Annotated in this window: 24 protein-coding genes and 1 riboswitch; of the genes, 11 read left to right on the top strand and 13 right to left on the bottom strand. The window is 70.0% G+C overall.

All coding sequences use genetic code 11. From position 1 onward, the window contains the following. Window positions 1-128 precede the first annotated feature (128 nt). The 4 genes from ACFXK0_RS06685 to ACFXK0_RS06670 are packed head-to-tail and all read right to left on the bottom strand — an operon-like array spanning window position 129 to window position 4,574. Window positions 129-677: a DUF4334 domain-containing protein gene (locus ACFXK0_RS06685; RefSeq protein WP_379408863.1), complete on the bottom strand. Its 549-nt coding sequence runs from the start codon at window positions 675-677 to the stop codon at window positions 129-131. Next, a complete protein-coding gene (locus ACFXK0_RS06680; protein WP_379408862.1) occupies window positions 674-2,338 on the bottom strand; it encodes a GMC oxidoreductase in 1,665 nt (554 codons plus the stop codon). Before ACFXK0_RS06680 ends, ACFXK0_RS06685 begins: the two co-directional genes overlap by 4 nt. Next, on the bottom strand, window positions 2,338-3,783 hold the full coding sequence (locus tag ACFXK0_RS06675) for a flavin-containing monooxygenase (protein WP_379408861.1): 1,446 nt from the start codon (window positions 3,781-3,783) through the stop codon (window positions 2,338-2,340). The genes ACFXK0_RS06680 and ACFXK0_RS06675 overlap by 1 nt, the downstream gene beginning before the upstream one ends. Further along, on the bottom strand, window positions 3,780-4,574 hold the full coding sequence (locus tag ACFXK0_RS06670) for an alpha/beta fold hydrolase (RefSeq protein ID WP_379408860.1): 795 nt from the start codon (window positions 4,572-4,574) through the stop codon (window positions 3,780-3,782). Before ACFXK0_RS06670 ends, ACFXK0_RS06675 begins: the two co-directional genes overlap by 4 nt. 139 nt (window positions 4,575-4,713) lie before the next feature. On the opposite strand from ACFXK0_RS06670, the gene ACFXK0_RS06665 reads away from it, so the two are divergent. Continuing rightward, window positions 4,714-5,373 (top strand): TetR/AcrR family transcriptional regulator, encoded by a 660-nt coding sequence (locus ACFXK0_RS06665; RefSeq protein WP_379408859.1) that lies wholly within the window; start codon window positions 4,714-4,716, stop codon window positions 5,371-5,373. Between the two features lie 7 nt (window positions 5,374-5,380). Here ACFXK0_RS06665 and ACFXK0_RS06660 read toward each other — a convergent pair whose 3' ends face one another. Genes ACFXK0_RS06660 through ACFXK0_RS06650 form a run of 3 tightly spaced genes read right to left on the bottom strand, consistent with a single transcriptional unit; the run spans window position 5,381 to window position 7,597 of the window. Then, the gene (locus tag ACFXK0_RS06660; RefSeq protein WP_379408858.1) at window positions 5,381-6,031 is read right to left on the bottom strand and encodes a TetR/AcrR family transcriptional regulator; all 651 of its coding nucleotides are present in this window, start codon (window positions 6,029-6,031) and stop codon (window positions 5,381-5,383) included. Window positions 6,032-6,035: 4 nt separating this feature from the next. Continuing rightward, window positions 6,036-7,124, bottom strand: coding sequence for an NAD(P)-dependent alcohol dehydrogenase (locus tag ACFXK0_RS06655; protein WP_379408857.1), 1,089 nt, complete (start codon window positions 7,122-7,124; stop codon window positions 6,036-6,038). Further along, on the bottom strand, window positions 7,124-7,597 hold the full coding sequence (locus tag ACFXK0_RS06650) for a DUF4334 domain-containing protein (RefSeq protein WP_379408856.1): 474 nt from the start codon (window positions 7,595-7,597) through the stop codon (window positions 7,124-7,126). The genes ACFXK0_RS06655 and ACFXK0_RS06650 overlap by 1 nt, the downstream gene beginning before the upstream one ends. Before the next feature lie 89 nt (window positions 7,598-7,686). Between ACFXK0_RS06650 and ACFXK0_RS06645 the strand changes: the two genes are divergently transcribed. Both ACFXK0_RS06645 and ACFXK0_RS06640 read left to right on the top strand, forming a co-directional pair. Then, window positions 7,687-8,250 carry a TetR family transcriptional regulator gene (locus ACFXK0_RS06645; protein WP_379408855.1) on the top strand — a complete coding sequence of 188 codons (564 nt, stop codon included), beginning with the start codon at window positions 7,687-7,689 and terminating at the stop codon, window positions 8,248-8,250. Between the two features lie 101 nt (window positions 8,251-8,351). Continuing rightward, window positions 8,352-8,612: a VanZ family protein gene (locus ACFXK0_RS06640; protein ID WP_379408854.1), complete on the top strand. Its 261-nt coding sequence runs from the start codon at window positions 8,352-8,354 to the stop codon at window positions 8,610-8,612. 7 nt (window positions 8,613-8,619) lie between these two features. Here the strand turns inward: ACFXK0_RS06640 and ACFXK0_RS06635 are convergent, their stop codons facing one another. Both ACFXK0_RS06635 and ACFXK0_RS06630 read right to left on the bottom strand, forming a co-directional pair. Further along, window positions 8,620-8,991: a hypothetical protein gene (locus ACFXK0_RS06635; RefSeq protein WP_379408853.1), complete on the bottom strand. Its 372-nt coding sequence runs from the start codon at window positions 8,989-8,991 to the stop codon at window positions 8,620-8,622. A 100-nt stretch (window positions 8,992-9,091) separates the two neighbouring features. Beyond that, a complete protein-coding gene (locus ACFXK0_RS06630) occupies window positions 9,092-9,742 on the bottom strand; it encodes a TetR family transcriptional regulator (RefSeq protein ID WP_379408852.1) in 651 nt (216 codons plus the stop codon). A gap of 87 nt (window positions 9,743-9,829) precedes the next feature. On the opposite strand from ACFXK0_RS06630, the gene ACFXK0_RS06625 reads away from it, so the two are divergent. After that, window positions 9,830-10,786, top strand: a complete 957-nt coding sequence (locus ACFXK0_RS06625) for an oxygenase MpaB family protein (protein ID WP_379408851.1) — start codon at window positions 9,830-9,832, stop codon at window positions 10,784-10,786. A 12-nt stretch (window positions 10,787-10,798) separates the two neighbouring features. Here ACFXK0_RS06625 and ACFXK0_RS06620 read toward each other — a convergent pair whose 3' ends face one another. Beyond that, window positions 10,799-11,389 carry a TetR/AcrR family transcriptional regulator gene (locus ACFXK0_RS06620; RefSeq protein WP_379408850.1) on the bottom strand — a complete coding sequence of 197 codons (591 nt, stop codon included), beginning with the start codon at window positions 11,387-11,389 and terminating at the stop codon, window positions 10,799-10,801. 262 nt (window positions 11,390-11,651) lie between these two features. On the opposite strand from ACFXK0_RS06620, the gene ACFXK0_RS06615 reads away from it, so the two are divergent. Together ACFXK0_RS06615 and ACFXK0_RS06610 are read left to right on the top strand one after the other, a co-directional pair. Next, window positions 11,652-13,067: an NAD(P)/FAD-dependent oxidoreductase gene (locus tag ACFXK0_RS06615; protein ID WP_379408849.1), complete on the top strand. Its 1,416-nt coding sequence runs from the start codon at window positions 11,652-11,654 to the stop codon at window positions 13,065-13,067. Beyond that, window positions 13,057-14,832, top strand: coding sequence for an FAD-dependent oxidoreductase (locus tag ACFXK0_RS06610; RefSeq protein ID WP_379408848.1), 1,776 nt, complete (start codon window positions 13,057-13,059; stop codon window positions 14,830-14,832). The genes ACFXK0_RS06615 and ACFXK0_RS06610 overlap by 11 nt, the downstream gene beginning before the upstream one ends. A 5-nt stretch (window positions 14,833-14,837) precedes the next feature. Here the strand turns inward: ACFXK0_RS06610 and ACFXK0_RS06605 are convergent, their stop codons facing one another. From ACFXK0_RS06605 to ACFXK0_RS06595, 3 genes are read right to left on the bottom strand one after another with little or no spacing between them, the layout of a single operon-like run. Continuing rightward, entirely contained in the window at window positions 14,838-15,302 is a 465-nt protein-coding gene (locus ACFXK0_RS06605) for a nitroreductase family deazaflavin-dependent oxidoreductase (RefSeq protein ID WP_379408847.1), read from the bottom strand. A gap of 37 nt (window positions 15,303-15,339) precedes the next feature. Next, window positions 15,340-18,828, bottom strand: coding sequence for a carboxylic acid reductase (car, locus tag ACFXK0_RS06600; RefSeq protein WP_379408846.1), 3,489 nt, complete (start codon window positions 18,826-18,828; stop codon window positions 15,340-15,342). Beyond that, a complete protein-coding gene (locus ACFXK0_RS06595) occupies window positions 18,825-20,342 on the bottom strand; it encodes a carboxylesterase/lipase family protein (RefSeq protein ID WP_379408845.1) in 1,518 nt (505 codons plus the stop codon). The genes car and ACFXK0_RS06595 overlap by 4 nt, the downstream gene beginning before the upstream one ends. Window positions 20,343-20,392: 50 nt before the next feature. On the opposite strand from ACFXK0_RS06595, the gene ACFXK0_RS06590 reads away from it, so the two are divergent. The 5 genes from ACFXK0_RS06590 (at window position 20,393) to ACFXK0_RS06570 (ending at window position 25,003) form a co-directional block, all read left to right on the top strand. Beyond that, window positions 20,393-21,187 (top strand): uracil-DNA glycosylase, encoded by a 795-nt coding sequence (locus ACFXK0_RS06590; protein WP_379408844.1) that lies wholly within the window; start codon window positions 20,393-20,395, stop codon window positions 21,185-21,187. Beyond that, a complete protein-coding gene (locus ACFXK0_RS06585; protein WP_379408843.1) occupies window positions 21,184-21,555 on the top strand; it encodes a DUF488 domain-containing protein in 372 nt (123 codons plus the stop codon). The genes ACFXK0_RS06590 and ACFXK0_RS06585 overlap by 4 nt, the downstream gene beginning before the upstream one ends. A gap of 192 nt (window positions 21,556-21,747) precedes the next feature. Next, entirely contained in the window at window positions 21,748-22,398 is a 651-nt protein-coding gene (locus tag ACFXK0_RS06580; RefSeq protein ID WP_379408842.1) for a hypothetical protein, read from the top strand. 81 nt (window positions 22,399-22,479) lie between these two features. Beyond that, window positions 22,480-22,611: riboswitch (cobalamin riboswitch) on the top strand. 104 nt (window positions 22,612-22,715) lie between these two features. Then, a complete protein-coding gene (locus ACFXK0_RS06575) occupies window positions 22,716-24,245 on the top strand; it encodes an ABC transporter substrate-binding protein (protein WP_379408841.1) in 1,530 nt (509 codons plus the stop codon). Continuing rightward, the gene (locus tag ACFXK0_RS06570; protein ID WP_379408840.1) at window positions 24,242-25,003 is read left to right on the top strand and encodes a class I SAM-dependent methyltransferase; all 762 of its coding nucleotides are present in this window, start codon (window positions 24,242-24,244) and stop codon (window positions 25,001-25,003) included. Before ACFXK0_RS06575 ends, ACFXK0_RS06570 begins: the two co-directional genes overlap by 4 nt. Window positions 25,004-25,013: the final 10 nt, after the last annotated feature.

The following is a 25,013-nucleotide window of genomic DNA, read 5'->3' as shown; positions in this document are numbered from 1 at the left end:
CCTACTCCCCCTTTCACGGGGCTAGGGGTCCATACTTCAGGTGTACCCCTCCCGGCCGTGATCTGTCAGTGCCGATCCGGCAACGTTCGGATGACGCCCACCGTTGCCATGTCGGCGGCCACCACGGATCAGTCCCTGGCCAGGATGAAGAAATACGGCTCCGGTTTGTCGCGGAAGTCCATCAGGCCCAGCAGGGTGTTCTCGTCGACCCGGCGGAAGACATCGATGATCGGCAGATGGTCGTAGACCATCGCGGTGGTGACCACGCCACGGTGCTCGACCTCGCGCAGCCGGGCCCGGTAGCGGCGCGTGCGCAGCAGCGGCTTGAGCACCCGAAGCAGGCCACGGCCCTTCGCCACCAGCGAGGGCGGCACCGTGCCGACCAGGCCGAGCGGTACCCGGCGCGGGTCGACGGCGAAGATCTCGCCGGTGGCGTCGAGGAACAGCAGCGGGTGTACCTGTTCGCTGCCGTCGAACTGCTTGCCGTACCAGCCGGAGGCTTCCAGTGACCCGTCCATGCGGTGCCCGGTGCCCAGTTCGCGCCCGTGCCAGCGCCCGGTCAGCTCGGCGGGTGCCACCGGCGGCAGGCTGTCGAACAGTTCCAGCGCCGACTCCCGCGCGCACGCGGGCTCGAGGGCGGTCAGACGGTCGATGTTCACGGGTTCCTTCGAGGTCATGCCGGCAGCCGCAGCGCACCGGGCGCCGTGGCGGGCACGGCGGGTTCGACGGGGACGACGGGGCTGATCCGCTGGTAGTCCGAACCCAGTTCGGGACGCGGATCGGGCTCGCCCTTGTTGGGCCAGAACGCCATCGCCCGCTCGGCCTGCGCGGTGATGGTCAGCGAGGGGTTGACCCCCAGGTTCGCGGTGATCGCGCTGCCGTCGGCGACGTGCAGGCCGGGGTGCCCGTAGACGCGCTGATACGGATCGATCACGCCGGTCTCGCGCGAATCACCGATGGTGCAGCCGCCGATGTAGTGCGCGGTGGCCGGGATGTTGAACACGTCGGTGGCGATATTGCCGGACACGCCGTCGATCTTGCCGGCGTACTGGCGGGCGATGTCGTGCGCGAGCGGGATCCATTCCGGGTTGGGTTCACCACTGCCTTGTTTCGTCACCAGACGCTTGCCCTTCAGGTACGAGGTGAGCGAATTGTCCAGCGACTGCATGACCAGCAGGATCACCGAGCGCTCCGAGGCGCCGTGCGCGTTCTGCGAGCGCAGGAACTGGATCGGATGCAGCACGATCGACAGCAGCAGCCGCAGGAACCGGAACGCGCCACCGTCGATCATCGGCACCGTCTGCAGGAACAGCGCGTTCTGCCCCTTGCCGTAGGTGCACACCTCGACGTGGGTCTGCGGTTCGGGATGGATCGAGGAGGTGATCGCCACGCCCTGGGCGAAGTCCTTGCGAGACTTGCTGGTGACGCCGATGATCGCCTCGGAGTTGCTGCGGGTCAGCTCACCCACCCGCGGCGAGAGCTGCGGCAGGGTGCCGTTCTTGCGCATCGTGTGCAGCAGTTTCTGGGTGCCCAGCGCGGCGGCCGCGAACACCACCTGCCCGGCGGTGAAGGTGCGCCGCTGCTTGCGGAACCAGCCGTTGGAGGCGACGGCGTGCACCAGGTAGCCGCCGTGGCCGTCGGGCTCGACCGAGGTCACCGTGGTCAGCTCGTGTACCTGCGCGCCCTTGCTCTCGGCCAGGTGCAGGTAGTTGAGGGTGGTGGTGTTCTTGGCGTTGTGCTTGCAGCCGGTGAAACATTCCGAGCAGTGGATGCAGCCGGCCCGGCGCGGACCCGCGCCACCGAAGTAGGGATCGTCGACCTCGACACCCTCGTTGCCCTCGTTGAAGAACACCCCGACATGGGTGCGGTGGAAGGTGTCGGCGACCTTCAGATCGCGCGCGACCTGCAACAGCACGTCGTCCTTCGGCCCGACGCGCGGGTTCTCCACGACGCCGAGCATGCGCTTGGCCTGGTCGTAGTAGGGCGCGAGTTCGCTCTTCCAGTCGGTGATGTGGGCCCAGGCGCGGTCACCGTAGAACTCCGGCAGCGGCTCGTAGAGGGTGTTGCCGTAGATCAGCGACCCGCCGCCGACGCCGGATCCGCTGAACACCAGGCACTTGCCCAGCACGCTGATCCGCTGTGGGCCGGTCAGGCCCAGGCGCGGCGCCCAGATGGCTTTGGGGATGTTCCAGTTGGTCTTCGGATAGTCCTCGATGTTCCAGCGGCGACCGGATTCGAGCACACCGACCCGGTAGCCCTTCTCGGTCAGGCGCAGCGCGGACACGCTGCCGCCGAAGCCGGAACCGACGACGATCACGTCGTAGTCGTAGTCAGTCATCACGTCATCACCTCGTAGTCGGCAGGATCGAACTTCGCCTGCGCCTTGTACTGAATTCCGAGCAGTGGCCAGTTGGTCGTGATCCGGCCGTCGGCCTGGCGGTACCACGACGAGCACCGGCTCCACACGCTCTCGCCGAGCTCGGCCTGGATGCGGGTGTCGTAGGCCTGTTCCACCTCGGGCCGCACCGTCAGCGGCTTGCCGGTCGCCGCCAGGTGGGCGACGTAGCGGCCCAGGTACTTCGCCTGCGCCTCGAGGAAGTAGATGATCGAGCCACCACCAGTATTGGTATTGGGGCCGTACATGATGAACAGATTCGGGAAGCGCGGCACGGTCATGCCGTAGTAGGCGTGCGCGCCCGCACTCCATTCCTGCTCGAGGGCCACCCCCTGGGCGCCGGTGATCGTCATCGGGGCCAGGAACTCGGTGGGTTTGAAGCCGGTGCCCCAGATGATGACGTCGACCTCGTGCTCGCGCCCGTCGGCGGTGCGCACGCCGGTCGGGGTGATCGCGCTGATCCCTTCGGTGACCACCTCGACATCGGGCTGTGCCAGCGCGGGCAGGTAGTTGTCGGAGAACAGGATCCGTTTGCAGCCGATCGGGTAGTCCGGCCACACCTTCTCGAACAGGCCGGGCACCGCCGCGGTCTGCCTGCGCATGTGCCACTTGGAGATCGCCCGGATCGCGGCGGCCAGCGGCTTGGCGTACACCCACGCCAGGCTCAGCCCTTCGACCACGCTGTACCAGGTGCCGCGCTCGGTGAGCTCGGTGATCGGGAACTTCTCGAAGACCCGGTGGTGGCGCGGCCCGAACTCGCGGTCCGGGCGCGGGATGATGTAGGGCGCGCTGCGCTGGAACACCGTCAGCCGCGCGGTCTGCGGCTGGATCTGCGGGATGAACTGGATCGCGCTGGCCCCGGTACCGATCACGGCGACCCGCTTGCCGGTCAGGTCCACCTCGTGGTCCCACTCCGCGGAATGGAAGGTGGTGCCGGTGAAGCTGTCGATGCCCTCGATGGCAGGCACGGCCGGGCGCGAGAGCTGGCCGACCGCCGAGACGAGCACGTCGACCACCACGGTCTCCGCGCCGTTCAGTTCGACGGTCCACTTGCCTGTGTCGTCGTCGAAGGTGGCGGCGGTGACCTCCACGCCGAACCGGATGTGGCGGCGCACATCGTACTTGTCGGCCACTTCGCGGATGTAGTCCAGGATCGCCGGCTGCCGTGAGAAGCGGTGTGGCCAGCGTGGATTCGGTTCGAACGAGTACGAGTAGAACGGCGACGGCACATCGCAGGCGGCGCCGGGATAGGTGTTCTCCCGCCACACGCCACCGACCTCGTCGGCCTTCTCGAACACGACGATGTCGTCGAATCCCTGTTTCTTCAACTCGATCACGGCGGCCAGGCCACCGAAACCGGTTCCGATGACGGCGATGGACGGTGTCATGCGGCTCCCTCGAGAATCACCCGGACACAGGTCTGCGGGTCGTCGTTGAACGGCAGGTGCCCGCAGCCGGGCAGATCCACGTGCCGGGCGAACGGCAGTGCCCGGCGGGCGCGGGCGCTCTGCGTGCGATGGGTCAGCACGATGTCGCGGGTGCCCCAGGCGATCGTCACCGGGATCTCGGTGAGCGCGCCGGGCGCGTCGCCGGGGCCCAGGACATAGTTGCCGAAGTCGTCGCGCGCGGCCGCGAAGGCGCTCGCGCCCGCCAGTCCGGCCAGGTCGGTGCGCGCCGCGGCGGGCGGGACCGCGGCCGGACGGCCGAACATCGACGACAGCAGCACGGTGCGCCCGAGCGGGTAGTCCACTGCGCGGTCCAGCGCCGGGCCCGCGACCCGCGCGGCCCCGCGCATGACGGTGAGCAGTCCCTGCACCCAGCGCAACCCGATGGGCCCGTACCAGCCGACCGGCGAGAACGCGGTGACGCCCGAGGCCACTCCGGCGCGTCCCAGTTCCAGCGCGATGCCGCCGCCCATCGAACTGCCGACCACATGCGGGCGCTGGATGTCGTTGTCGGCCAGCCAGCCGGTCAGCCAGTGCGCGTAGCCGCGCGGGCCGGGCCGGACCTCGGGCTGAGCCGGGGAATCGCCGAAACCGGGGAGGTCCAGGGCGATCACCTCGTACTGTTCGGCCAACCGGTCCAGCACCGGGGCGAAGACCTGCCAGCGGCTGCCGAGACCGTGCACCAGCACGATCGGCGAGCCGCTGCCCCGGCGGCTGTGGGAGATCTGCGTCATCGCAGCCCTTCATCCAGAAAACAGTTACTGCGTACGGTTTGTTGATTGCACCAGCTGATTGCCGCCTCGTCAATAAGCGATCACAAGGTTCGCCGGTCAAGTTTCCCGATTCTTATCGGCAGCGCGTACGATTTCTTGGATGACCGTGCAACAACCACGCCGCACCCAGGCGCAGCGACGTGAGTCGACGCGCGCGCGGATTCTCGCCTGCACCGCCGAGTGCCTGCTCGAGCGCGGCTACGCGGCCACCACCATCAGCGCGGTCCAGGAACGGGCCGGGCTCGCCCGCGGCACGGTGCAGCACCACTTCCCCACCCGCGCCGAACTTCTCATCGCCGCCACCTCCCAGGTGGTCGACCTCCGCCTGGACCGGTTCCGGCGCGAAGCCGACCTGCTGGCACCGGGCCGCGACCGGCTGCAATCGGTGGTCGATCTGGCCTGGCGGGATCTGAACAGTCCGGCGTTCTTCACGGCACTGGATCTGTGGGTGGCCGCGCGCACCGACACCGAGCTGCGCGATCGGCTCGTGCACGAGGAGCGCCGGGTCTTCACCGAGATGCGCAGGCTCTACGCCGAGATCCTCGGGGAGCCCTACGCCTCGGACCCGCGCGCGGAAGTCCTCATCGAATTCACCATCGACCTGCTCACCGGCCTGTCGATGACGGCCATGCTCACCGGAACGCTCGGTGAGCGCGAGGCCGTGCTGCGCCGCTGGAAGCGGGCACTGGCGGTACTGGTCGGGCAGCTGCCCGCCGACGAACTGCTCGACGGCAGCCCGCTGCCGGTGTCGGCGGGCTGAGGCGCCCTCAGCGCCGGGTGGTTCCGGACAGGCCGTTCCAGCACAGCGCGACAGCGGTGTCGACGGCCTCGCTCTTGGGGATCGGGCGGCCGGCGTCGAGCCAGTGCCGCGCGGCCGAGTGGCTGGCGCCGACCAGGCCGAAGGCGCACGCGTAGGCGCGCACGTCGTCCATGCCTGCCGCGCGCAGCTCCGCGCTGACCAGCACCGCGCACTCGCCCATGGCGTTGCGGACCCGCCAGCGCACGCACGGCTCGCTGGGCACCGCCGATTCGAACACCAGTGTGTGCCCGCCCGGGTCCTCGTCGACGAAGTCGAAATAGGCCAGTACCGCGCGGCGCACCTTGTCCCCGGAGCCGGCGTCGGCCGCCAGCGCGTCCCGGATCCCGTCGACCATCCGGTCCAGATAGCCTTGCAGCACAGCCAGATACAGGTCGAGCTTGCTGGCGTAGTGCGTGTACAGCACCGGTTTGCTCATGCCGGCCCTGGTGCTGATCTCGTCCATGCTCGCGCCGTGGTAGCCGTGCGCGACGAAGACCGCCCGTGCCGCCCGCAAGGCGCTGAGCCGCCGCTGGGTGCGGGCGGCCTCGTGGCCGGATCTCGTGATGACATCGTCGGCCGGGATCGCCGGGGCGAGGATGTCGGTGTCCAGAATCGTCATGCGTTCACCAGGTCAGCACCGGCTTGACCACGCGTCCCGCGCGTTGGTCGGCCAGTGCGGTATCGATAGCGGTATGGGGATAGCGGGCGACGAGACGTTCGGCTGGGAAACGGCCGCTCGCCTGCAGCGCCAGCAGCTGCGGGATGAAGGTGGCCGGCACGCTGTCGCCCTCGATGCAGCCGCGCATCGTCTTGCCGTGCAGGACGAGATCGGCCACATCGATGGGCGGGGTGCCGCGGCCGAGGCCGACCGCCACCGCGGTGCCCCCGACGGTCATCGCGGTGACGGCGTCACCGAGCACCTCGGCGATGCCGGTGGTGTCCAGGACGTGGGTGGCGCCGCCGTCGGTGAGCTCGCGCACGCGCGCCGCCGTCGGCCCCTCGGCCGGGTCGAGTGCGGCCTCGGCGCCCAGTTCCAAGGCCAGCTCGCGGCGCGCGGGCGAGGTCTCGACGACCACGACGCGCACATCGTCGACTGTGCGGGCAGCCAGCAATCCCGCCATGCCGACCGCGCCGGCGCCGTATACGACCAGGCGGTCCCCCGCGCCGGGGCGCAGCACGTTGAGCACCGCCCCGGCGCCGGTCTGGAATCCGCAGCCGAACGGCGCGGCCAGTGCCAGGTCGACGGCGGGGTCGACCACGATGGTGTTGTCCTCGGTGGTCAGCGCGTAGCCGGCGAAGCTCGACTGGCCGAAGAAACCGTCGAGGACCGGGGTGTCACCGAGCCGGACCCGGGGACCCTCGTGCGCGCGGCGGCCGAACTGGTTGAGCGCGGTGGCGCGCACACAGTAGGCGGGCCGGCCGGCCGCGCAGTTCACGCACGCGCCGCAATGCCGGAACGTCAGCACCACATGATCGCCGGGCTGCACCGTGCGCACCTCGGGCCCGACCGCGGCGACGACGCCCGCTCCCTCGTGACCGAGCAGGATCGGCCGGTCGGCCGCGCCGGCGCGCCGGCTCACCAGGTCGGTGTGGCAGATGCCGGCCGCGACCACCCGCACCAGGATCTCCCCGGCGCGCGGCTCGTCGATCTCGACCGGCTCGACAGTGAACCCGGCCGCCGGATCCCGGGACAGGACCGCCGTGGTCCGCATCAGGAGACCCGTTCCAGCAGGAAGTAGAAGTAGGCGCCGCGCGAGAGCACCAGCTCGGGCTTGCCGTTCATGATGCCCATCAGCGTGGTGTCGTCGAGCCACTTGAAGTGGTCGAAGACCGGGCGGCCGTTGTAGACCATGGTCGCGGTGACCTCACCACGGAACTCGACATTCCACAGGGTCGCCTCGCCCTGGCCCAGTTCGACATTCGAGAACAGAGTGCCGTCCTCGGCGCGGCAGATCAGCGGCTTGGCGTCGTCGAGGGCGAGGAAGTTCTTGCCGTACCAGCGGCTGGCGGGCAGCGCGCGGCACAGCGGGTGGCCGGTCTGAAAGGCGTCACCGCGCCATTCCCCGAGAATGTCCTCGGCGCGTGCCGGGCGTAGCCGGGTCCAGAGCTGGTCCAGTTCGGCGGTCTCGACGCCTTCGCTCTGCTCCCGGAGTTGCTGCCAGCGTGGTTTCTCCGCGCTCATCATGTCCTCGTCTCGCCGGTTCCAGAACCATACGGTTCTGAAAAGGACCATAGTTCCGAACCAGATGGTTCGGCAAGAGGTACCATACGGCCATGCGGGCAGCGGGTGAGGCGACCAGGGAGCGGATTCTGGCCGCGGCGAAGATCGAGTTCGCGCAATTCGGTATCGCCGGCGCCCGGATCAACCGGATCGCGACCACCGCCCGGGCCAGCAAAGACCGGCTCTACGCCTACTTTCCCGGCAAGAGCGAGCTGTATGCCGCCGTCACCGAGCAGTGGGCCACCGAGACCACGCTCGACACCGGTTTCACCGCCGAGAACATCCCGGCCTACATCGGGCGGTTGTTCGACCACTTCGTCGACCATCCCGAAGACGCTCGCCTGCAGGCCTGGGCCGAGCTCGAGCCCTCCGGCGAGGACATCGCCGAGATCCTGCGGCGCACCGTCGAACCCAAGATCGCCGAACTCCGCCGTGGCCAGCGCGAGGGCCTGATCACCGCGGCGATCCCGGCCGCGCTGCTGCTGCGGATGCTCACCGACCTTGCCCGCACCGCGGCCACCCACGCCCGCCAGGACGCCGAGCAGGCCGACGGCAGGCGGCTCGCCAAACGCCGGGCCGCGACCGTGCTGGCCGCCACCCGCATCGTCGGCCCGTAACCGCGCTACCCTGGCGCCGGTGGGGAGCGTGTGGGAATCCTGGGGTCCGGTACTGATCGTGTGGGCGCTGCTCGTACCGGTGGCACTGCTGGTACGTCCCCTTGGGCTTCCTGCTGCCACTGCGTTTCCCGCGCCTGGCCGGGGCGGCGCGCATGACACTGATCGGGGCCGGCCTCTCGGCAACGCTCGAGATCGCCCAGTACGCATTCGATCTCGGCCGCGTCTCCTCGATCGACGACGTGCTGATGAACGCCGCAGGCGCGGGCCTCGGCGCGCTACTCGCCGGCACCCATCACACCCGCCGCACCACAGGCCGCTCGCACAGCGACCGAATGCTGACCCGCCTGGGCTGGGCGACGTGAGAGTTACTCAGCCCCGATCCGGACGACCCCGCCCAGCCGAATCCGGCGAACCCCAGCCATCGACGCCCTGCCGCGCCGAGCCAGGGCCGATCGGCCGGTCTGTCGGCGGTGGGGCCCACCGCTGGTCAGGGTGTGCCGGCGGCAACGGCCGCCCGGTCCGCGCGTCCATGGCAGGCCCGCGACCTGACCGCGATACGCGCACCAGCACGATGACGACGATCGCCAGCACGATCGGCACGGCGATCACCGGGAGCCAGCGGAGGTAGCGCACCAGCTGCAGAGGTGTGTCCGAGCCGGGTGGCGCTTCGGGCACCGGATTTCCCTGCTGGGCGAGCACCTGTCCCACGACGTCCTGGACGGCCAGCACAACCACACTCATCGAATCTCCCCCGAAAACAGCCACACAGCAATCGATTACCGATCCAGTGTGCCGCATGTGGCCCGCTCGCCCACAGGTCCCCCAGCGAACGGCGGCGAACTCAGCCGATCGGGTTCGGGCCCGTCCATTGGCCGGCGGCGAGAGGGACCTGGAGGAGTTGGCCGGCGACGTGGGTGGTCAGGTGTTCGCGGGTGGTGGTGAATTCGCCGCGTAGCCAGGCGGCGACGAGTTCCAGGGTGCCGCTGACCACGATGTAGGCCGCCAGTTCGGCGTCGGCCGGGTCGGCGGTGAGATCGGGGCGTAGTTCGCGGTTCACGGTGCTCGCCGCGGTCGCGATGGCGTGCTGGGTGGCCACGCGTGCGGTGTAGAGCGATCCGGTGCTGTGGGCGTTGAGCAGCAGGGCCTGGCGGCGGGGATCGGCGAGCAGGAAGCCCAGGGCGGCGTCGGCGGCGGCGTAGACCTGGCTGTGCAGGTCGGGTGCCGCGGCGTGGGTCGCGGCGACCACCGCGCCGATGCCCTGGGTGGTGAGCTCCTCCGACAGCGCGGTGAGCAGGGCGTCACGGTCGGTGAACTGCTCGTAGAAGTACCGGTCGTTGAGCTGGGCACGGTGGCAGACCGCGCGCTTGGTGACCGCCTGTGCCCCCTCCTCGGCGAGCAGGTCGAGGGCGGCCTCGAGCAGGGCGGCGCGGCGCCGGGAACGCCGCTCGTCCGCGGCGACACCCCCGTAGGCGCGCGGTGTCGTCTTGACCATCACCCCATTCTGGTGCACCCTGACATCACACGCATTTCTGGTGTCGCACGGCACCAGAAATAGTGGAGTGAACAAAGGAGTTCAACGATGACCTGCCCCGTGCCGCACAAGGAACTGCGCGCTGTCGACACCGCCACCTGGGCCCCCGCCAGTTCCGCCACCGCTGCCGCCGTCGAGCGCTTCGAGCAGGTCGGCGGTTCGGTTCTGTTCGGCCTGTTCGGTGTCGCCCTGTTCGATCAGCCGATGCTGCCGCCGGTGTCGGCGGCGCTCGAGGCCACCGGCCGGTCGCGCTACGAGCCATGGGCGCGCGCGGTCCGCACCGCGGCCGCCGACCAGCTGATCTACCACGGCGAGGACGCCGACCGGGCCGCCGAGTCCGAGCGGTTGATGCTGCTGCACCGTGACGTCAAGGGCGTCGGTCCCGACGGTGAGCGCTATTCCGCGCTCAACCCGCGATCCTGGAACTGGATCCTGTACTCGACCTTCTTCGTGCAGCGCGGCGCCTACCTCACACTCACCGGCGACGAGCCGACCCCCGCGCAGAGCCAGGCGATCTGGGAGCACTACCTCTACAAGACCCGCGGCCTGCATCTCCCGGGCAGCTCCCGGCCCATCGCCGAATTCCCCGAACTCCTCGCCCATTACGACGAGATGATCGGCGAACTGCGCCGGACCACCGCGCTCGAGGGCGCCACCAGCACCGTCATGCGTTCGCCACGGCCCTACTTCCTGCCCGCGATCACCGAACCGCTGTGGCGACTCGGCGCGCCCACCTTCGGCCACATCGCGATGATCCTGGGCTGCGGCATCATGCACCCCGAGGTCCGCGCGCTGATGCCGATCACCTGGGGCCGCAGGCAGGAACGCGAATTCCGGGTGCTCACCACCGCTTTGCGGGTCGCCTACCAGCGCCTGCCCGCCGCGGTCACCGATTCACCGATGGCGCGCAACCGGCGCAAGTACGAGCGCCTCGTCGGCGGCTACCGCGACGTGGGCCTGACCGCGTTCACCCCGGACCCGGGCTTCCTCGCGAAGCACCGGTAGCATCCGCGCCGCTCAACCGACCGGCTCGGCGTCCCCGTAGACGACGAGCCAGATGGCGCGACCGAGCGAGGCGGCCAGTTCCTCGTCACCGATGCCGGTGTCGGCGGAGAAGGCGACGGTCAGGGTGCGCTCGACCATCGAGGTGAGGACCAGGGCGGTCGCGGCGGAGTCCAGGTGCGCGGCCACCCGGCCTGCCGCGCGCTCGGCCTCCAGCCGCGCGTGCACGAGCTCGGCGAAGCCGGCCACCCTGGTGCGCCAATAGTGGGCGACGGCACGGTCGTAGGCGGAGACCTCGCTCAGCGCCAGCAGCAGGTAGCGGTGCGCGCGGAACCCGCCGATCATCGCGCCGATCGCCGCCACCACACCGGCCTGCCGGTCGGTGTGGTCGGCGCGCCACCACATTTCGGCGGCGCCGAACAGGTCGACGGTGGCCAGCTCGGCCATCCGGATCAGCAGGCTGCTCTTGTCCGGGAAGTAGCGGTAGAAGGTCGAGCGGGCCGCGCCGGAGGCGGTCGCGATCTTCTGCACGGCGAGTTCGGTGTACGGGGTGCCCTCGGCGAGCAGGTCCTCGACCGCGCCCAGCACCCGGCGCTCGAATTCCACGCGCCGATCGTCGGAGGGTTTGCGCGCCGATCGCGGGACCCGCGTCAGCGAGGGCATCGGCACCCCGGACGCTGCTCGGTGGCGCCGTCGTGTTGTGGGGACATGTCCTCATTGTGCCCGCCGGACCCGCGAACCTCCGGTCGGCGGTGCAACCCCCCCTGGCAATCATGTTGTCGCCGTGTGGTATTGACTCTCGCCCCGGCGCACCTCATGATCGTGATCGGACACAGTGTCCGAGACTTGATGACCGAGGCGGTTCACAATGGCTGGTTCCCCCGTCCCCCGCGTCGAGTCGGCCGATGTCGTCGTGGTCGGCGCGCGCTGCGCCGGCTCCGCGACCGCGCTCACCCTGGCCGCGGCCGGGCGACGGGTGATCGTCCTCGACGCCGCCGCCCTGCCCTCGGACACCCTGTCGACCCATCTGCTCTGGCCCGCGGGGGTGGCCGAACTCCAGCGCCTCGGCGTGCTCGCCGAGGTGGCCGCGCTCGGCGCACCCCGGCTGACCCACGCCTATGCCGAGGGCGCGGGATTCGGTATCGGGTCGGTGTTTCCGCCGGTCGACGGCATCGACTACGCGATGTGCGTGCGGCGCACCGGTCTCGACGGGGTGCTCGTGCGGGCCGCGATCGCCGCGGGCGCCGACGTGCGCCAGCGCTGCCGGGTGGAGTCGGTGGTCTTCGACGGGAACCGGTGCGCCGGTGTGCGTTACACCGACAGCGCGGGTGCGGTCACCGAGATCCGGGCGGCGCTGGTGGTCGGCGCGGACGGGCGGCGCAGCACCGTGGCCCGCGCGGTCGGCGCCGACGACCCGTTCCTGACGGTACCCAGTGGCCGCGACTGCTATTTCGCCTACTGGCGCGACACCGCCGACGCACAGCGCCATATCGCCGCGCAGTGGCGCGTCGGCGCCGATCTGGGCACTGCGTTCCCCTGCGACGACGGCCTGGTGCTGAGCCTGGTGCAGCCGCCGCGCGCCGAGGGCAAGCTCGGGCCGGGCGAGGCCGAACGCCGCTACACCGCAGCGGTGCAGCGGATTCCGGCACTGGCCGATCGACTACACGGCTGCGAACGCGTCGGACGTGTCCGATCGGCCGTCGGCATCGCCTCGTATTTCCGCCGGTCCACCGGCCCGGGCTGGGCGCTGCCCGGCGACGCCGGTCACTTCAAGGATCCCGTCACCGCGCAGGGGATTCGCGATGCCCTGCACTACGGCCGCAGGCTGGCCGAGTCCGTCGCCGGCGTGCTCGACGATCCGGCGGTCCTCGATCTGGCGCTGGCGCGCTGGGAACGCACGCGGGTGATCGAGTGCCGCGACATCTTCCACTGGACCAATCGCCTGGCCCGGGGTGAGGCCATGCGCCCCTTGGAGATCGAGCTGTACCGCCGGGCCGAGGCCGACGCGGAACTCGCCGAGATCACCACCGGCATCTTTTCCCGCACCCGCAGGCCCGGCGAGCTCTACACCCCGGCCCGCGCACTGCGACTGGGCTGGGGCGCGCTGCGTCACCAGCGCGATCAGCTCCCCACCGTCCTCGCCGACATGGCACACGAGATCCGGGGCGCGATCGCCGAACGACACCTCACGCACACCACGTTGCGTGGCAATCCCCCTCGTGTGGCGCCGCCGACGCACACACTGCTCACCTCTGTGGCACCTGGAGCACAGCATGTCCGATAGCCCGCTCACCTTCTCCCGTCGCACCGCCCTGCGCGCCGGCCTGGCCGCCGGTGCCGCGCTGGCCGTCACCGCGCCCACGGCCGCCGCCGCCCCGGGGCCGCGCTCGCCCCTGCTACGGACCCCGGGCAAGTCGGTCGCGATCTTCGGCGGCGGGATGGCCGGGCTCAGCGCGGCGCACGAGCTGGCCGAACGCGGCTACGAGGTGACCGTCTACGAACCCGCCTACCTCGGCGGCAAGGCCCGCAGCCTCGGTGTGCCCGGCACCGCGGGCCCCGGCAGGCAGGATCTGCCCGGCGAGCACGGCTTCCGTTTCTTCCCCGGGTGTTACCGCAATGTCCCGGACACGATGAGCCGGATCCCGTTCCCCGGCAACCCGAACGGCGTGCTCGACAATCTCGTCCGGGTCGAGGGCACGGTCGCCGGTTTCGAGAACACCGCGCCGATCTTCCTGCCGGTCGAGGCGGGCGGCATCACCCAGCTCACCCCGCAGGTGATCCAGAACAACATCATCGGCGCCCTGCAGTTCATCCCCGGCCTGCCCGCCCACGAGCTGGCTTTCTTCGCCAAGCAGATGACCATGTGGTTCACCTCGAGCACCGAACGCCGTTTCGGGCAGTGGGAATACGTCACCTGGGAGCAGATCATGCGGGCCGAGGGCAAGTCGGCCGCCTACCGCAAGTACCTGGTCAACGCGCTGACCCGGATCACCGTCGCGGCCAAACCGCAGACGAGTTCGGCGCGCACGATCGGCACCATCGGCGAGGCACTGGTGCTGGCCGGTTCCGGGTTGGTCCCGGAGTTCTCCGGCGGGGTGGACCGCATCCTGAACCGGCCGACCAATGCCGCGTGGATCGATCCGTGGGTCGCCTACCTGCGGTCCCTCGGTGTCCGGTTCGTCATGGGACAGGGCGCGAGCTCACTGCGCCTGGCCGGTGGCCGCATCGAGTCGGCGACGGTGACGGGTAGCGCGGGCACGACGACGGTGACCGCCGATCACTACATCTGCGCGATCCCCGTCGACCGCGTCGTCGACCTGCTGAGCCCGGCGATCCTGGATGCCGACCCGCGCCTGGAGGGGATGCGCGACCTGGTCACCGACTGGATGGTCGGCATCCAGTATTTCCTGCGCCGCCCCACCGATATCCCCGAGGGCCATATTGCCGCGCTCGGTTCACCGTGGGCGATCACCGCGCTGCGCCAGGCCCCGATGTGGGTGGGCGATTTCGCCGCCACCTACGGGGACGGTTCGGTCGTGGAGTGCCTGTCGGTCGACATCTCCGACTGGGACACCCCCGGCATCGTCTACGGCCGCACCGCCAAGGAGTGCAGTGCCGAGGAAATCGCCGCGGAGGTGTGGGCGCAGCTGAAGACCTGGCTCAACACCGGTACCGGCTGGCTGCGCGACGAGGACATCCACTCCTGGCATCTGGACCCCGGCATCACCTGGTCGAGCGATGGCATCCACAACGCGACGCCGCTGCTGGTCAATACCGTCGGCTCCTACGACAACCGGCCCGACGCGCACTGCGCCATCCCGAATCTCTACTTCGGTGGCGACCACATCCGCAGCCATATCGACCTGGCGACAATGGAGGGCGCCAACGAATCCGGGCGCGCCGCGGCCAATGCGGTGCTCGATTCCGCCGGTGACCCGGGCAGCCGCGCGAGCTGTTTCACGCTGGTGGACCTGCCCGTGTTCGCCGGGGCCAAGGCCGTCGACGCCGACCGTTTCCGGGCCGGGCTGCCGCACCTGCTCGATATCTGATCCGGTCAGCGCACTCGCAGCCGCACCATCGGCAGGGTGTCGACCGGGGCGCCGGTGGCCTGTTCGATGGTGGCGCGCAACTGTTTCCACGCGCGCGGGTGCTGCCGGGCGTATCGGGCGAGCGCGTCGGCGGATTCCTGTTCGGTCATCGGCGTCGCGGTGGCGGGCAGGTTGCGGCGGAACCCGGTCGAGATCCGCACCGACGGATCCGCGACGACATTGCGATACCACTGCGACCGCACCCCGAAGCCGGACACGATCACATATTCGTCGGCGACCGGCTGCTCGACGACTTCGAGGACGACGAACCGACGCTCACCACTGACCCGTCCCCGGTGTTCGAGCATGAGCAGGCGTCGGCCGAGCAGGAACCCGAACCCCGCGCGGTACAGGGCGATCGGCGCGCGCACCAGCCAGCGGGTGCGCAGCGCCTTGGCCCCCAGGCCGGCGCCGACGGTGGAACGTCGCATCACATGCTCCTGTCCTCGCGCGGTCACTGCGTCCAGCCTACGACCCCCGCACCGGTGACGGCAGCAGTCCGAGCCCGACCAGATCGCTGACGTACTTGTCGATCAATGCCGCGTCCAGGTGCGGAATATCCTGGGCGGCACCGATTCCCGCCGCCCGCACCGCCGCACGGAAACCGTCGGCGGGCAGCGCCGCACCGGGCAGGGCCCGGCCGGGCCGCCGATAGGCGTGCAGCAGTGGCAGCAGCGAGTGTTTGCGTTGCGGTTCGGGTAGCGCCCGCAGCGCGGTCTCGAAACGGGTGAACCATTCGGTGTAGTCGGCGACGCGCGCGATGGGATGTCCGGCCGCGATCAGCCACTCGACGAAGGTGTCGAGGGAGATGCCGTCGTCGTGCGGGTTGAGCACGTCGTAGGTTCGGTAGCCGGCGTCGGCGACCGCGCCCAGTTCGGTCACCGCGGCGGCGACGAAGTCCGCGGGCAGTCCGTCGTAGTGCGCGCGCGGGCGGTCACCCCCTGATCCGGTGCGGTAGAACGATTCCGGGGCGATCCCGGTGATGAGCACGCTGAACAGCAGCCGGGTGAACACATCCGGCACGTTCAGCTGACCCGCATAGTCGCGGTGGGCCAGGATCATGTCCGAACGGAACACCGCGACCGGCAGGCCGAAGCGATCCGAGGCCTCCCGCAGCAGGACCTCACCGGCCCATTTGCTGTTGCCGTACCCGTTGGCGTAGCTGTCGTCGAGGCGGCGCACGGGACTCATCACGCGCACATCGCCGTCCTCGGCGAAGGACTCCCCCTGCGCCGCGACGGCCACCGTCGACAGGTAGCTCACCGGTTTGCGTTGCGTGGTGAGGGCGAGCCGGATGATCTCGGCGGTGCCGACGACATTGGGGCCGAACAGCTGACCGTAGGGCAGCACGTGATTGACCAGCGCGCCCGAGTGCACGATCAGATCCACTTCGCCGGCCAGCCGCTGCCACAGCGGCTGCGGCAGACCGAGATCGGGTTCGCCGAGGTCACCGGGGACCACCTCGAGTGTGCCGGTCGCGAGGTCGCGGAAGTGTTCGGCGAGGGTGGCGTCGCCGGTGTCGAAGGCTTCGTCGAGGCGGGCACGCGCGGCCGCGGTGTCACCGCCGCGCACCACGCACACGACCTTGCCACCCTGCGGGGCCAGTCGTTCCAGCCAGTTCAGCAGCAGGAAACGTCCGAGGTAGCCGTTGGCGCCGGTGATGAGCACGGTCCGCACCTGATCCGGAACCGGCAGATCGGCGGCGCCGTCGAGGTCGAGGAATTTCTCGAGGGTCAGGTCGGCGGCCCGGATCTCGGTCGGATCAGGGCCGTGGACGGCGGCGACATCGGTGGTGCGGGTGCCGCGCTCGAGGTAGGCGGCCAGTGCGGCCAGATCGCTGCCTGGTGCGAGCACCACATTCACCGGCACATCGACGCCGAGCAGTTCGCGCAGCAATGTCGACAACGACAGTGCCGCCAGGGAATCCCCGCCCAGGTCGGCGAAGCGAGCCTCCGGGCGCAGGTCGGCGGCATCGCAGCCGAGCACCGCGCGCGCCGCCCGCGCGACGGTCTCCGCAATCGGCAGGCCGGGGGCGTCGCGACGCAGCCGCGCGAGCTGGTCCTCCTGTTCCCGCGCCACGTCGGTGTAGAGCTGCTCGAGCTGGTCGCCATAGCGTTGCTTCAGCTTGGGCCGCAACAGTTTCGCGACACCGGACAGCAGCCCGTTGGCGACCGAGAAGGGCTCGGTCTCGATCAGGAAATCACGCGGAATCTCATACGGTTCGAGCCCGGCGGCGACCGCGGCCCGTTGCAGCGACGCGCCGATCGCGGCCCGCAACTCCCCCGCCGGACCTGAGAGCGCGGCCTCGGTGGGCACGACGACAGCCAGCAGATACGCGCGCTCACTGCTGCCGTAGACATAGATCTGGCGCACCAGATCGGCCCCGGCGAACACCGCCTCCAGTGTCGACACCGTCACGAATTCGCCCTGCGACAGTTTGAGCACATTGTTGCGGCGGTCGACATAGGCCAGCCGGTCGGGCGCGAGCTCGGCGACCACATCACCGGTGCGGCAGAAACCGTCCCTGTCGAACACCGCCGCGGTGACCTCGGGCCGCCGATAGTAACCGGCGATCATGGTGGTCGTCTTGAGCAGCAGTTCCCCCCGCGGATACGGCTTGTCGGTGGTGAAGTAGCCCAGTTCGGGCACGTCGACGAGCTTGTAGTCCAGCACCGGCGGCCGCATGACTTTCGTGTCGAAGATGACCCCGCCGCCGGTCTCGGTGGAACCGTACCCGTCGTGGATCCGCATCCGCAGCACCGATTCGACGAACGCGCGCAGGTCGGGGGCGATGGGCGCGCTGCCGCACAGCACCTGCAGCAACCGGCCACCCAGGAACCGTTCGCGCAGTTCGGTTTTCACCTCCTCGGCGAGCGCGTCGGCGTCCACATCCGGCCCGCCGCGCCGCGCCAGCTCACGCTGGTAGCGCTGCCAGAGCAGATCGCACACCCGGGGCACCAGGAAGATCTCGGTGGGCCGCGCGAGCGCGATGTCGTCGAACAGTGTCGACATGTCCGCCGCCGCGGCGAAATACGCGGTGCCGCCGCGCGCCAGCACCGAGGCCAGGGTCAAGCGGGCGGCGATATGGCTCAGCGGCAGGAAGTTCACGGTGATCGCCGACAGCGGCCGGGGCGGCTGCCAGCTCACCGCGACCAGCCGCTGGTTGTACATCGCGCCCTTGGGCGTGCCGGTGCTGCCGGAGGTGTAGATCAGCAGGGCGAGGGGGTCCTCGCCGGGCGCGGGCACGAACAGCGGTGCGGGCGGCAGGGCCCGGCCCCGGTCGACGACCTCGGCGAGGGTACGGAGGGTGACCGTCGAGTTCGCGGCGGTCAGGCGGGCCCGCGCGGCGGCGAGGGCGTCGCGGTGATCGTCGTCGTCGGCGTGATGGTCGAACACCACCACGGTGTGCGGCGTGGCGCCGGCGAGCACCGCGTCCACGGCGACGGCCAGATGCGCGGTGTCCACGGCGAACACCCGTGGCGCGGTCTCGTCCAGGATCGAGCGCAGCTGTTCCAGTCCGGCCCCACCCTGGAGCGGGACCGCGACCACACCGAGATGGATGGTGGCCAGGTCCAGGACCGTGTAGTCGGCACTGGTGAACCCCAGCAGGGCGACGAAATCGCCGGCGGCCAGACCCTCGGCGTGCCAGGCGGCGGCCACGCCGCGGGCGCGCTCCCACAGCTCCCGGTAGGTCAACAGGTCGAAGGCGGGCAGCAGGCGCCGGGTCACGCGCCCGGACACCGGGTCACCCACGAGCTCGGTGCGCCGGACACCCACGGCGGGGCGGTCCGCGTAGCCGGTCATGGCCGTCTCGACGATCCGGGCCAGTGGCGCACCGGGCCTGGTGATCTCGGCGTGGATGTCGTCGGCGGGTCTGGCCGCCTGGATCTGCGCGTCCTCGGCGTAGAGCGTCTTGATCCGCTGCGCCAAGGTGCCCGCGCCTGCCTCGACGGTCATGCCTCGTTCCGATCGGCGCGCGCGGCGACCACGACCCCGTGCCAGGCTTCCCGTCGGCCGGCCTCCGGGTCGATCAGCATGCGGGGCGGCTGGTCGATGACACAGGTCGCGCGGCGCTGCTCGGTGTAGGGCGACCAGGTCGGCAACGGACTGCCGGTGCGGGCGAAGTGCAGCCAGTTGTCCTGCATGAAGTCCTGCACGGCGAGGAACGCGCGGCGCCCGCCCGCCGCGGTCATCATCCGGCCGACCGGTCCGTCGACCCACCCGAACACCGGGACCAGATCCAGCGCGTGGGTCGCGCCCAGGCCCGCCACGCGTAGCGCGCGCGGCGCGAAATCGAAGCGGTAGGCGTAGCTGGGCGCGTAGCGGCTGTGGCCCTCCAGGACCGCCAGCGTCGGCCGCAGGAACATGAAGTCCCCGCCGATCCGTACCGCGGTGCGCGGCGCGGGATAGCCGTGATACCGGCTGATCACCTGCTTGCCGGTCCCCGGCGCGCACCGCCGGAACACCGAGTCCAGTTGCTGCGGGGTGTGCGGCACCGCTTTGCCGAAACGCTGGAACAGCGTCCCCTCGTCCAGATTCGTCCCGATGATCAGCGGGACCGGGTGCGCCCGGCCCGCCGCGATCGCGTCCAGGGGCGCTTCGGGCAGGAAGTCGCCGTCGGGCACCGGAGCGTAGGGGAAGCTGCCCGGTTCCTCGCGCAGCGCCCGGCCCAGCGCCTTGTCCGCGGCCCGGCACAGCTCCGTGGCGGGCACCGTGGTCAGGGTGCGCACCGCGTCGGCGGGATCGGCGCCGAGGCGTTCGAGGACGCGGCGGGCGAACCGGCGCGCCTGCTCGGGCCGCGCGACCCAGTCGGCCGGGGCGCTCTGCGCGATGGCCCGATGGAACAGCCCGCGCGCGGACGGCGTCGCCAGCAGCGAGACCACCGCGTGCGCGCCCGCCGACTCACCGAACACGGTCACCTTGCCGGGGTCGCCACCGAACGCGGCGATATTGCGCTGCACCCAGCCCAGCGCCGCGACCTGGTCGCGCAACCCCAGATTCGAGTCGAAAGGCCGTTCCGGAGTGGAGAATTCACTGAAGTCGACATAGCCGAGCCCGCCGAGCCGGTAGTTCACCGACACCACGATCACCTCGCCGCGCACCGCAAGACGCGCACCGGAGTACATGCTCGAGGTCCCGAAGAGGTAGCCGCCACCGTGGATGAACACCAGGACCGGGAGCGGGGTCTTAGACGGGGTGACCGGCGCGGTGACATTCAGCGTCAGGCAGTCCTCGCCGATCGGCTGCCAGGTGCGCGGCCCGGTTCGCGCGCCGTTGGGATGCTGGACGGCGGCGCGGCCGAACTCCATGGCCGGGCGCACCCCCGTCCACGGCCGCACCGGTTGGGGGGCACGCAGGCGCAGGTCACCGACCGGCGCCGCCGCATAGGGAACGGAACGCCAGCTGACGACATGACGGCCCACTCGACCGCGCACGACTCCGTCGGCGGTCACGATCTCAGTTGACACCATGCCAATACCGTACGTGGTACCGCCGGTACCGCGCGGCTAAACTTGTCGCCATGGTCGGCGACGTGAGTTGCGAACCCACCGAGATCAACCATCGCGGTCCCGAACAGGCGCCGTCGGCCGCCGGCGCGGCCCGGACCGTCGCCGAACTGGATTGCCTGGTCTCCTCCTGCTTCGCCTGCCCCCGGCTGGTCGCCTGGCGCGAGGAAGTCGCGCGGGTGAAACGGGCCGCCTTCCGCGATCAGGACTACTGGGCCCGGCCCGTCCCCGGATTCGGCCCCGACGACGCGTCGATCCTCGTCGTCGGGCTGGCGCCGGCGGCCAACGGCGGCAATCGCACGGGCCGGATGTTCACCGGCGACCAGAGCGGTGAGGTCCTGTTCGCGGCGCTGCACGCGGTCGGGTTGTCGACCGGCGCGCACCCGGTGGCCGTCGACGACGGCATCGAACTGCTCGGCACCCGCCTCACCGCCCCCGTGCACTGCGCCCCACCACAGAACAAGCCGACCGCCGAGGAACGGCACCGGTGCGCGCCGTTCCTGAGCCGCGAACTGGAATTGCTCGCCGATTCCCTGGCAGTGATCGTCGTCCTGGGCGCCTTCGGCTGGCAGGCCCTGTTCACGGTCCTGACCGAAGGCGGCTGGCGGGTGCCGCGGCCACGGCCACGCTTCGCCCACGGCGCGCGGGTGAGGCTGACCCATCCCGACGGCCGTGCCGTCACCGTGCTGGGCTGCTATCACGTCAGCCAGCACAACACCTTCACCGGCCGGCTCACCCCCGCCATGCTCGAGGACATCCTGCGGACAGCGAAAGGCATTGCCGCCGAACAGGAAGCGAGAAACCGATGACCCAGCGACCGAACGTCGTGGTGCGCCGCATCTACGACGACCCCGAACCCACCGACGGACAACGGGTACTCGTCGACCGGCTGTGGCCGCGCGGTGTCAGCAAGGAGCGCGCCGACCTGACCACCTGGTGCAAGGCGGCCGCGCCCTCCACCGACCTGCGCAAGTGGTACGACCACGACCCGGACCGGTTCGCCGAGTTCGCCCGCCGCTATCGCGCCGAACTCGACGACGCCGACCATGCCGACGCGCTCGCGGAATTGCGCACGATGGCCGCGCACGGACCCCTCACCCTGCTCACCGCGGCCCGCCGCGCCGATATCAGCGAGGCGACCGTGCTCGCCGACATCCTCGGCGCTCCCGCGAACTGACCCACACTCCCCGCGCCGGCGGAATTCATCTCGGCCGCTATAGATCCGCGGCAAATATTTGGCGACTATCCATGCGCGGTCATAGCCGAATGCGCAATCGTGCCGATAGAGTCGGGACCGATATCGCAATTACCACCGCATTCAGGGAAAGGCAATAGACGGCCGTTCAGCACGATGAAGGGATTGCGCGCAATGACCCGATCACATCGCGATGAGCACGAGGAACGATCTCGCACGCGCGCGATCGATCTGCATGTCTGGCGGGAAGTGACCAGAATCCGCACCGAATGGATCGTCGACCACCGCCTCACCCCCGCCCAGCGTCATGCCCTCATCGACGAGGAATCGGTCGACCTGACCGCCCGGATCACCGTCTTCGAATCGGTCGTGCTCGACGACCTGGTCGACCGCTGGAAAGCGGCCTACGGCTGGGCGATCCCCGACGACGCCATGCCGCTGGGCAAACTCACCGCCCTGGCCAGGGCCGATGCCCGTTCAGCGGTGCTGTGCGACAACCTCTACGCGCACATCCCGCCCGCGCTCATCGCCGAGCGGCACACGGCCACCGCCGCGGCGGCCACCCGCCGCCGCCGGCGCAGCGCACCCCCGCCGCAGCGCTGGCGCAGCCGTTCGGTGACCATCGCACCGGCGACGGAAATGGTCGTGATGCGCACCTGGGGCATCATCCGATCCTGCGATTTCACCGAACTCGCCTGCGCGCTCATCCAGGTACAGACCGATGACGGAATGCCCATTCCGGCGTCCCCGCTGGATCCACTGGCCGAGCAGATGTCCGCGGTCATCCACGACCAGCTCGTCGAAGAAGGCTTGCCACCCATTTAACAATCGGCAATTCTCCAGTTATCCGAATCGCCGGCTTCGTATGTCATTTCCGCCCGAACACAGCACGGCCGCAGGCAGATCCACGCACGCGCCGGCATGCGTAGGATGACGCCTGTCCGCAGGGAAGACCGGTGTGATTCCGGGGCTGTCCCGCAACTGTGAGGCTCGCGTGCGAGCCGAAGCCAGATACCTGCGGATGCAGTGCTGAACGGTCGTGATCACGTGGGTATTGATCGATACGCCGAACCGAGCCACCCCGGGTGGCTCGTTTCCGCATGTCTTCGTCGCGTGAGAACCAGACGCGATAGGAGCCACACATGCCGTCCTCGACGTTGCGTCGTCGGACCTTCCTGCTCGGTGGCGCGCTCGCCGCGGGCGCCGCCCTGACCGGGTGCAACCGGTCGCCGGCCGACGGCGAGGGTGCGGTCGACACCTTCACCGCCGCGTTCCAGGGTTCGGGTGCCGGCGAGGGCATCGACCCCGGCGTGAACACCCTGTTCATCGACGAGGCGAGAATGAAGTCGGTCTACGACGGCCTCTTCGAGATCGACGAGACGATGACGCCGATCCCCCGCCTGGCCACCGCCGCCGAGCCGAACGCCGACGGCACCCGCTGGCGGATCGCGCTGCGCGAGGCGCGCTGGCACGACGGCAAGGCCTTCACCGCCGACGATGTGCTGTACACGTTCGCGCGGGTACTCGGCCCGCCGCAGCGGCGGCCGTTCATCGGCGCCTCCGCGCTCGAGCACGTCGATCTCGCCCAGAGCCGGGCCGTCGACGCGCGCACGGTCGAGATCGCGCTGCGCGAGCCCTCCTTCGAATTCCTGATCGCGCTGTCGGCCTACGGGACCAAGATCGTGCAGAACGGCGCCACCGACTTCGACCACCCGGTCGGCACCGGCCCGTTCGTCTTCGAATCCTTCGAGGCGGGCAGGCAATTCGTCGCCACCGCCAACGACCACTACTGGGACGGCGCCCCGGCGATCCGCCGGTTGCGGATCGTCAGCGCCGAGTCCGATGCGCGGCTCTCGGCGGTGCAGAGCGGCGAGGTCGACTACGCCGACAACCTCACGCCCTCGGCGGCGCGCACCCTCCAGGGCCGGAGTGGGCTGAGCCTGACCGCGATACCGAACAGCGGTATCCACTTCTTCGCCATGAAGACCGATCGGGCACCGTTCGACAACCCCGACGTGCGCCGCGCGGTGATGCGGATGCTCGACCGCGACGAACTGGTGAAGATCGCCCTGGAAGGCCAGGGCGAGGTGTCCAACGACGTGTTCGGCAAGGGTTTCCAGCACTACGCCGAACTGCCGCAGCACACCTACGATCCCGACGAGGTGGGCAGGCTGCTGCGCCGCGCCGGTGTGCGCGACCTGTCGTTCGACCTGTTCACCGCGCCGGTGGCACACGGATTCGTCGAAGCGGCCCGGCTGTTCGCCGAGCACGCGCAACGCTGCGGGGTGCGGGTGAACGTGGTGCTCGGCGCCAAGGACACCTACTACACCGACGCACTGTCGACCGGGCACCTGACGATGGGACAGTCCGGGCCGCTGGCGATTCCGAATCATTTCGCGTCGCGCCTGCTCACCGGATCGCCGCAGAACCGCACGAAGTGGTCCGATCCGGAATTCGACGCCCTCTACGCGAAGGCCCAGGCCACCCCGGGTGTCGAGGATCGCACGGCGATCTATCGGACCATGCACGAGATTCTGCACGATCGAGGAGGATTCGTGTTCTTCGGGACCACCGCGTGGAACAGTGCCGCGCGCGACCGCTTCCAGCAGGTACCCACCGCCGTGCCGAACTCGCACGGCTGGGCCCGCTTCGACCGGGTGCGCGTCCGATGACCGCGCTGGACGCGGCCAGGGCCCGCTACTGGATCGACCGCTGGGATCGCCAGCAGGAGCACTACATGCCCGACCGTGAACAGCGGTTCGAGGTGATCGGCGATGTCCTCGACGAACTCCGCGAACGCGAGGACCTGCTCATCGTCGATCTGGGGGTCGGCCCCGGCACCCTGGCACAGCGACTGCTCGACCGCTTTCCCGCGGCGCGGGTGGTCGGCGTCGACGCCGATCCGCTGCTGCTGGGGCTGGCCGACCGCGCGCTCGGATCACCCCGGTTCCGTACCGTTTCCGCTGATCTGCGCCGCGAGGGCTGGCTCGATGCCCTCGCACTGGACCGGGTGCCCGACGCCTTCGTCAGCACGACGGCGCTGCACTGGATGAACCGCGATCCGCTGCGTGAGCTCATCCGCGCGTGCGCGGCGGCACTGAAACCCGGCGGGGTGTTCATCGACGGCGACCATCTCTACGAAGGTCCCGCCGGTCCGCGCCTGGACGCGCTCGGCAAGGCCATGACGGTCCGGCGCGCTACCCGCCGGGGCACCGCCGACGCCGAGGACTGGGCGCAGTGGTGGGACGCGGTGCACCGGGCGCCCGAACTCGCCGAACTGGTCCGCTTGCGCGACGGCGGTTTCGAGCACACCGTGCACGACCGGCCGACCGTCCACGACTACGTGTCCTTCGCCAGGGACGCCGGGTTCGCCGAAGCCGGCATCGTGTGGCAGTACGGCGACGACCGCGTCGTGGTCGGCATCCGGTAGCACCGGTGCG

Origin of the sequence: Nocardia sp. NPDC059177, from assembly GCF_042755165.1 — a bacterium.
Classification (GTDB): domain Bacteria; phylum Actinomycetota; class Actinomycetes; order Mycobacteriales; family Mycobacteriaceae; genus Nocardia.
The sequence above is the reverse complement of the archived record's forward strand: the minus strand, read 5'-3'. Positions and strand labels throughout refer to the sequence as shown.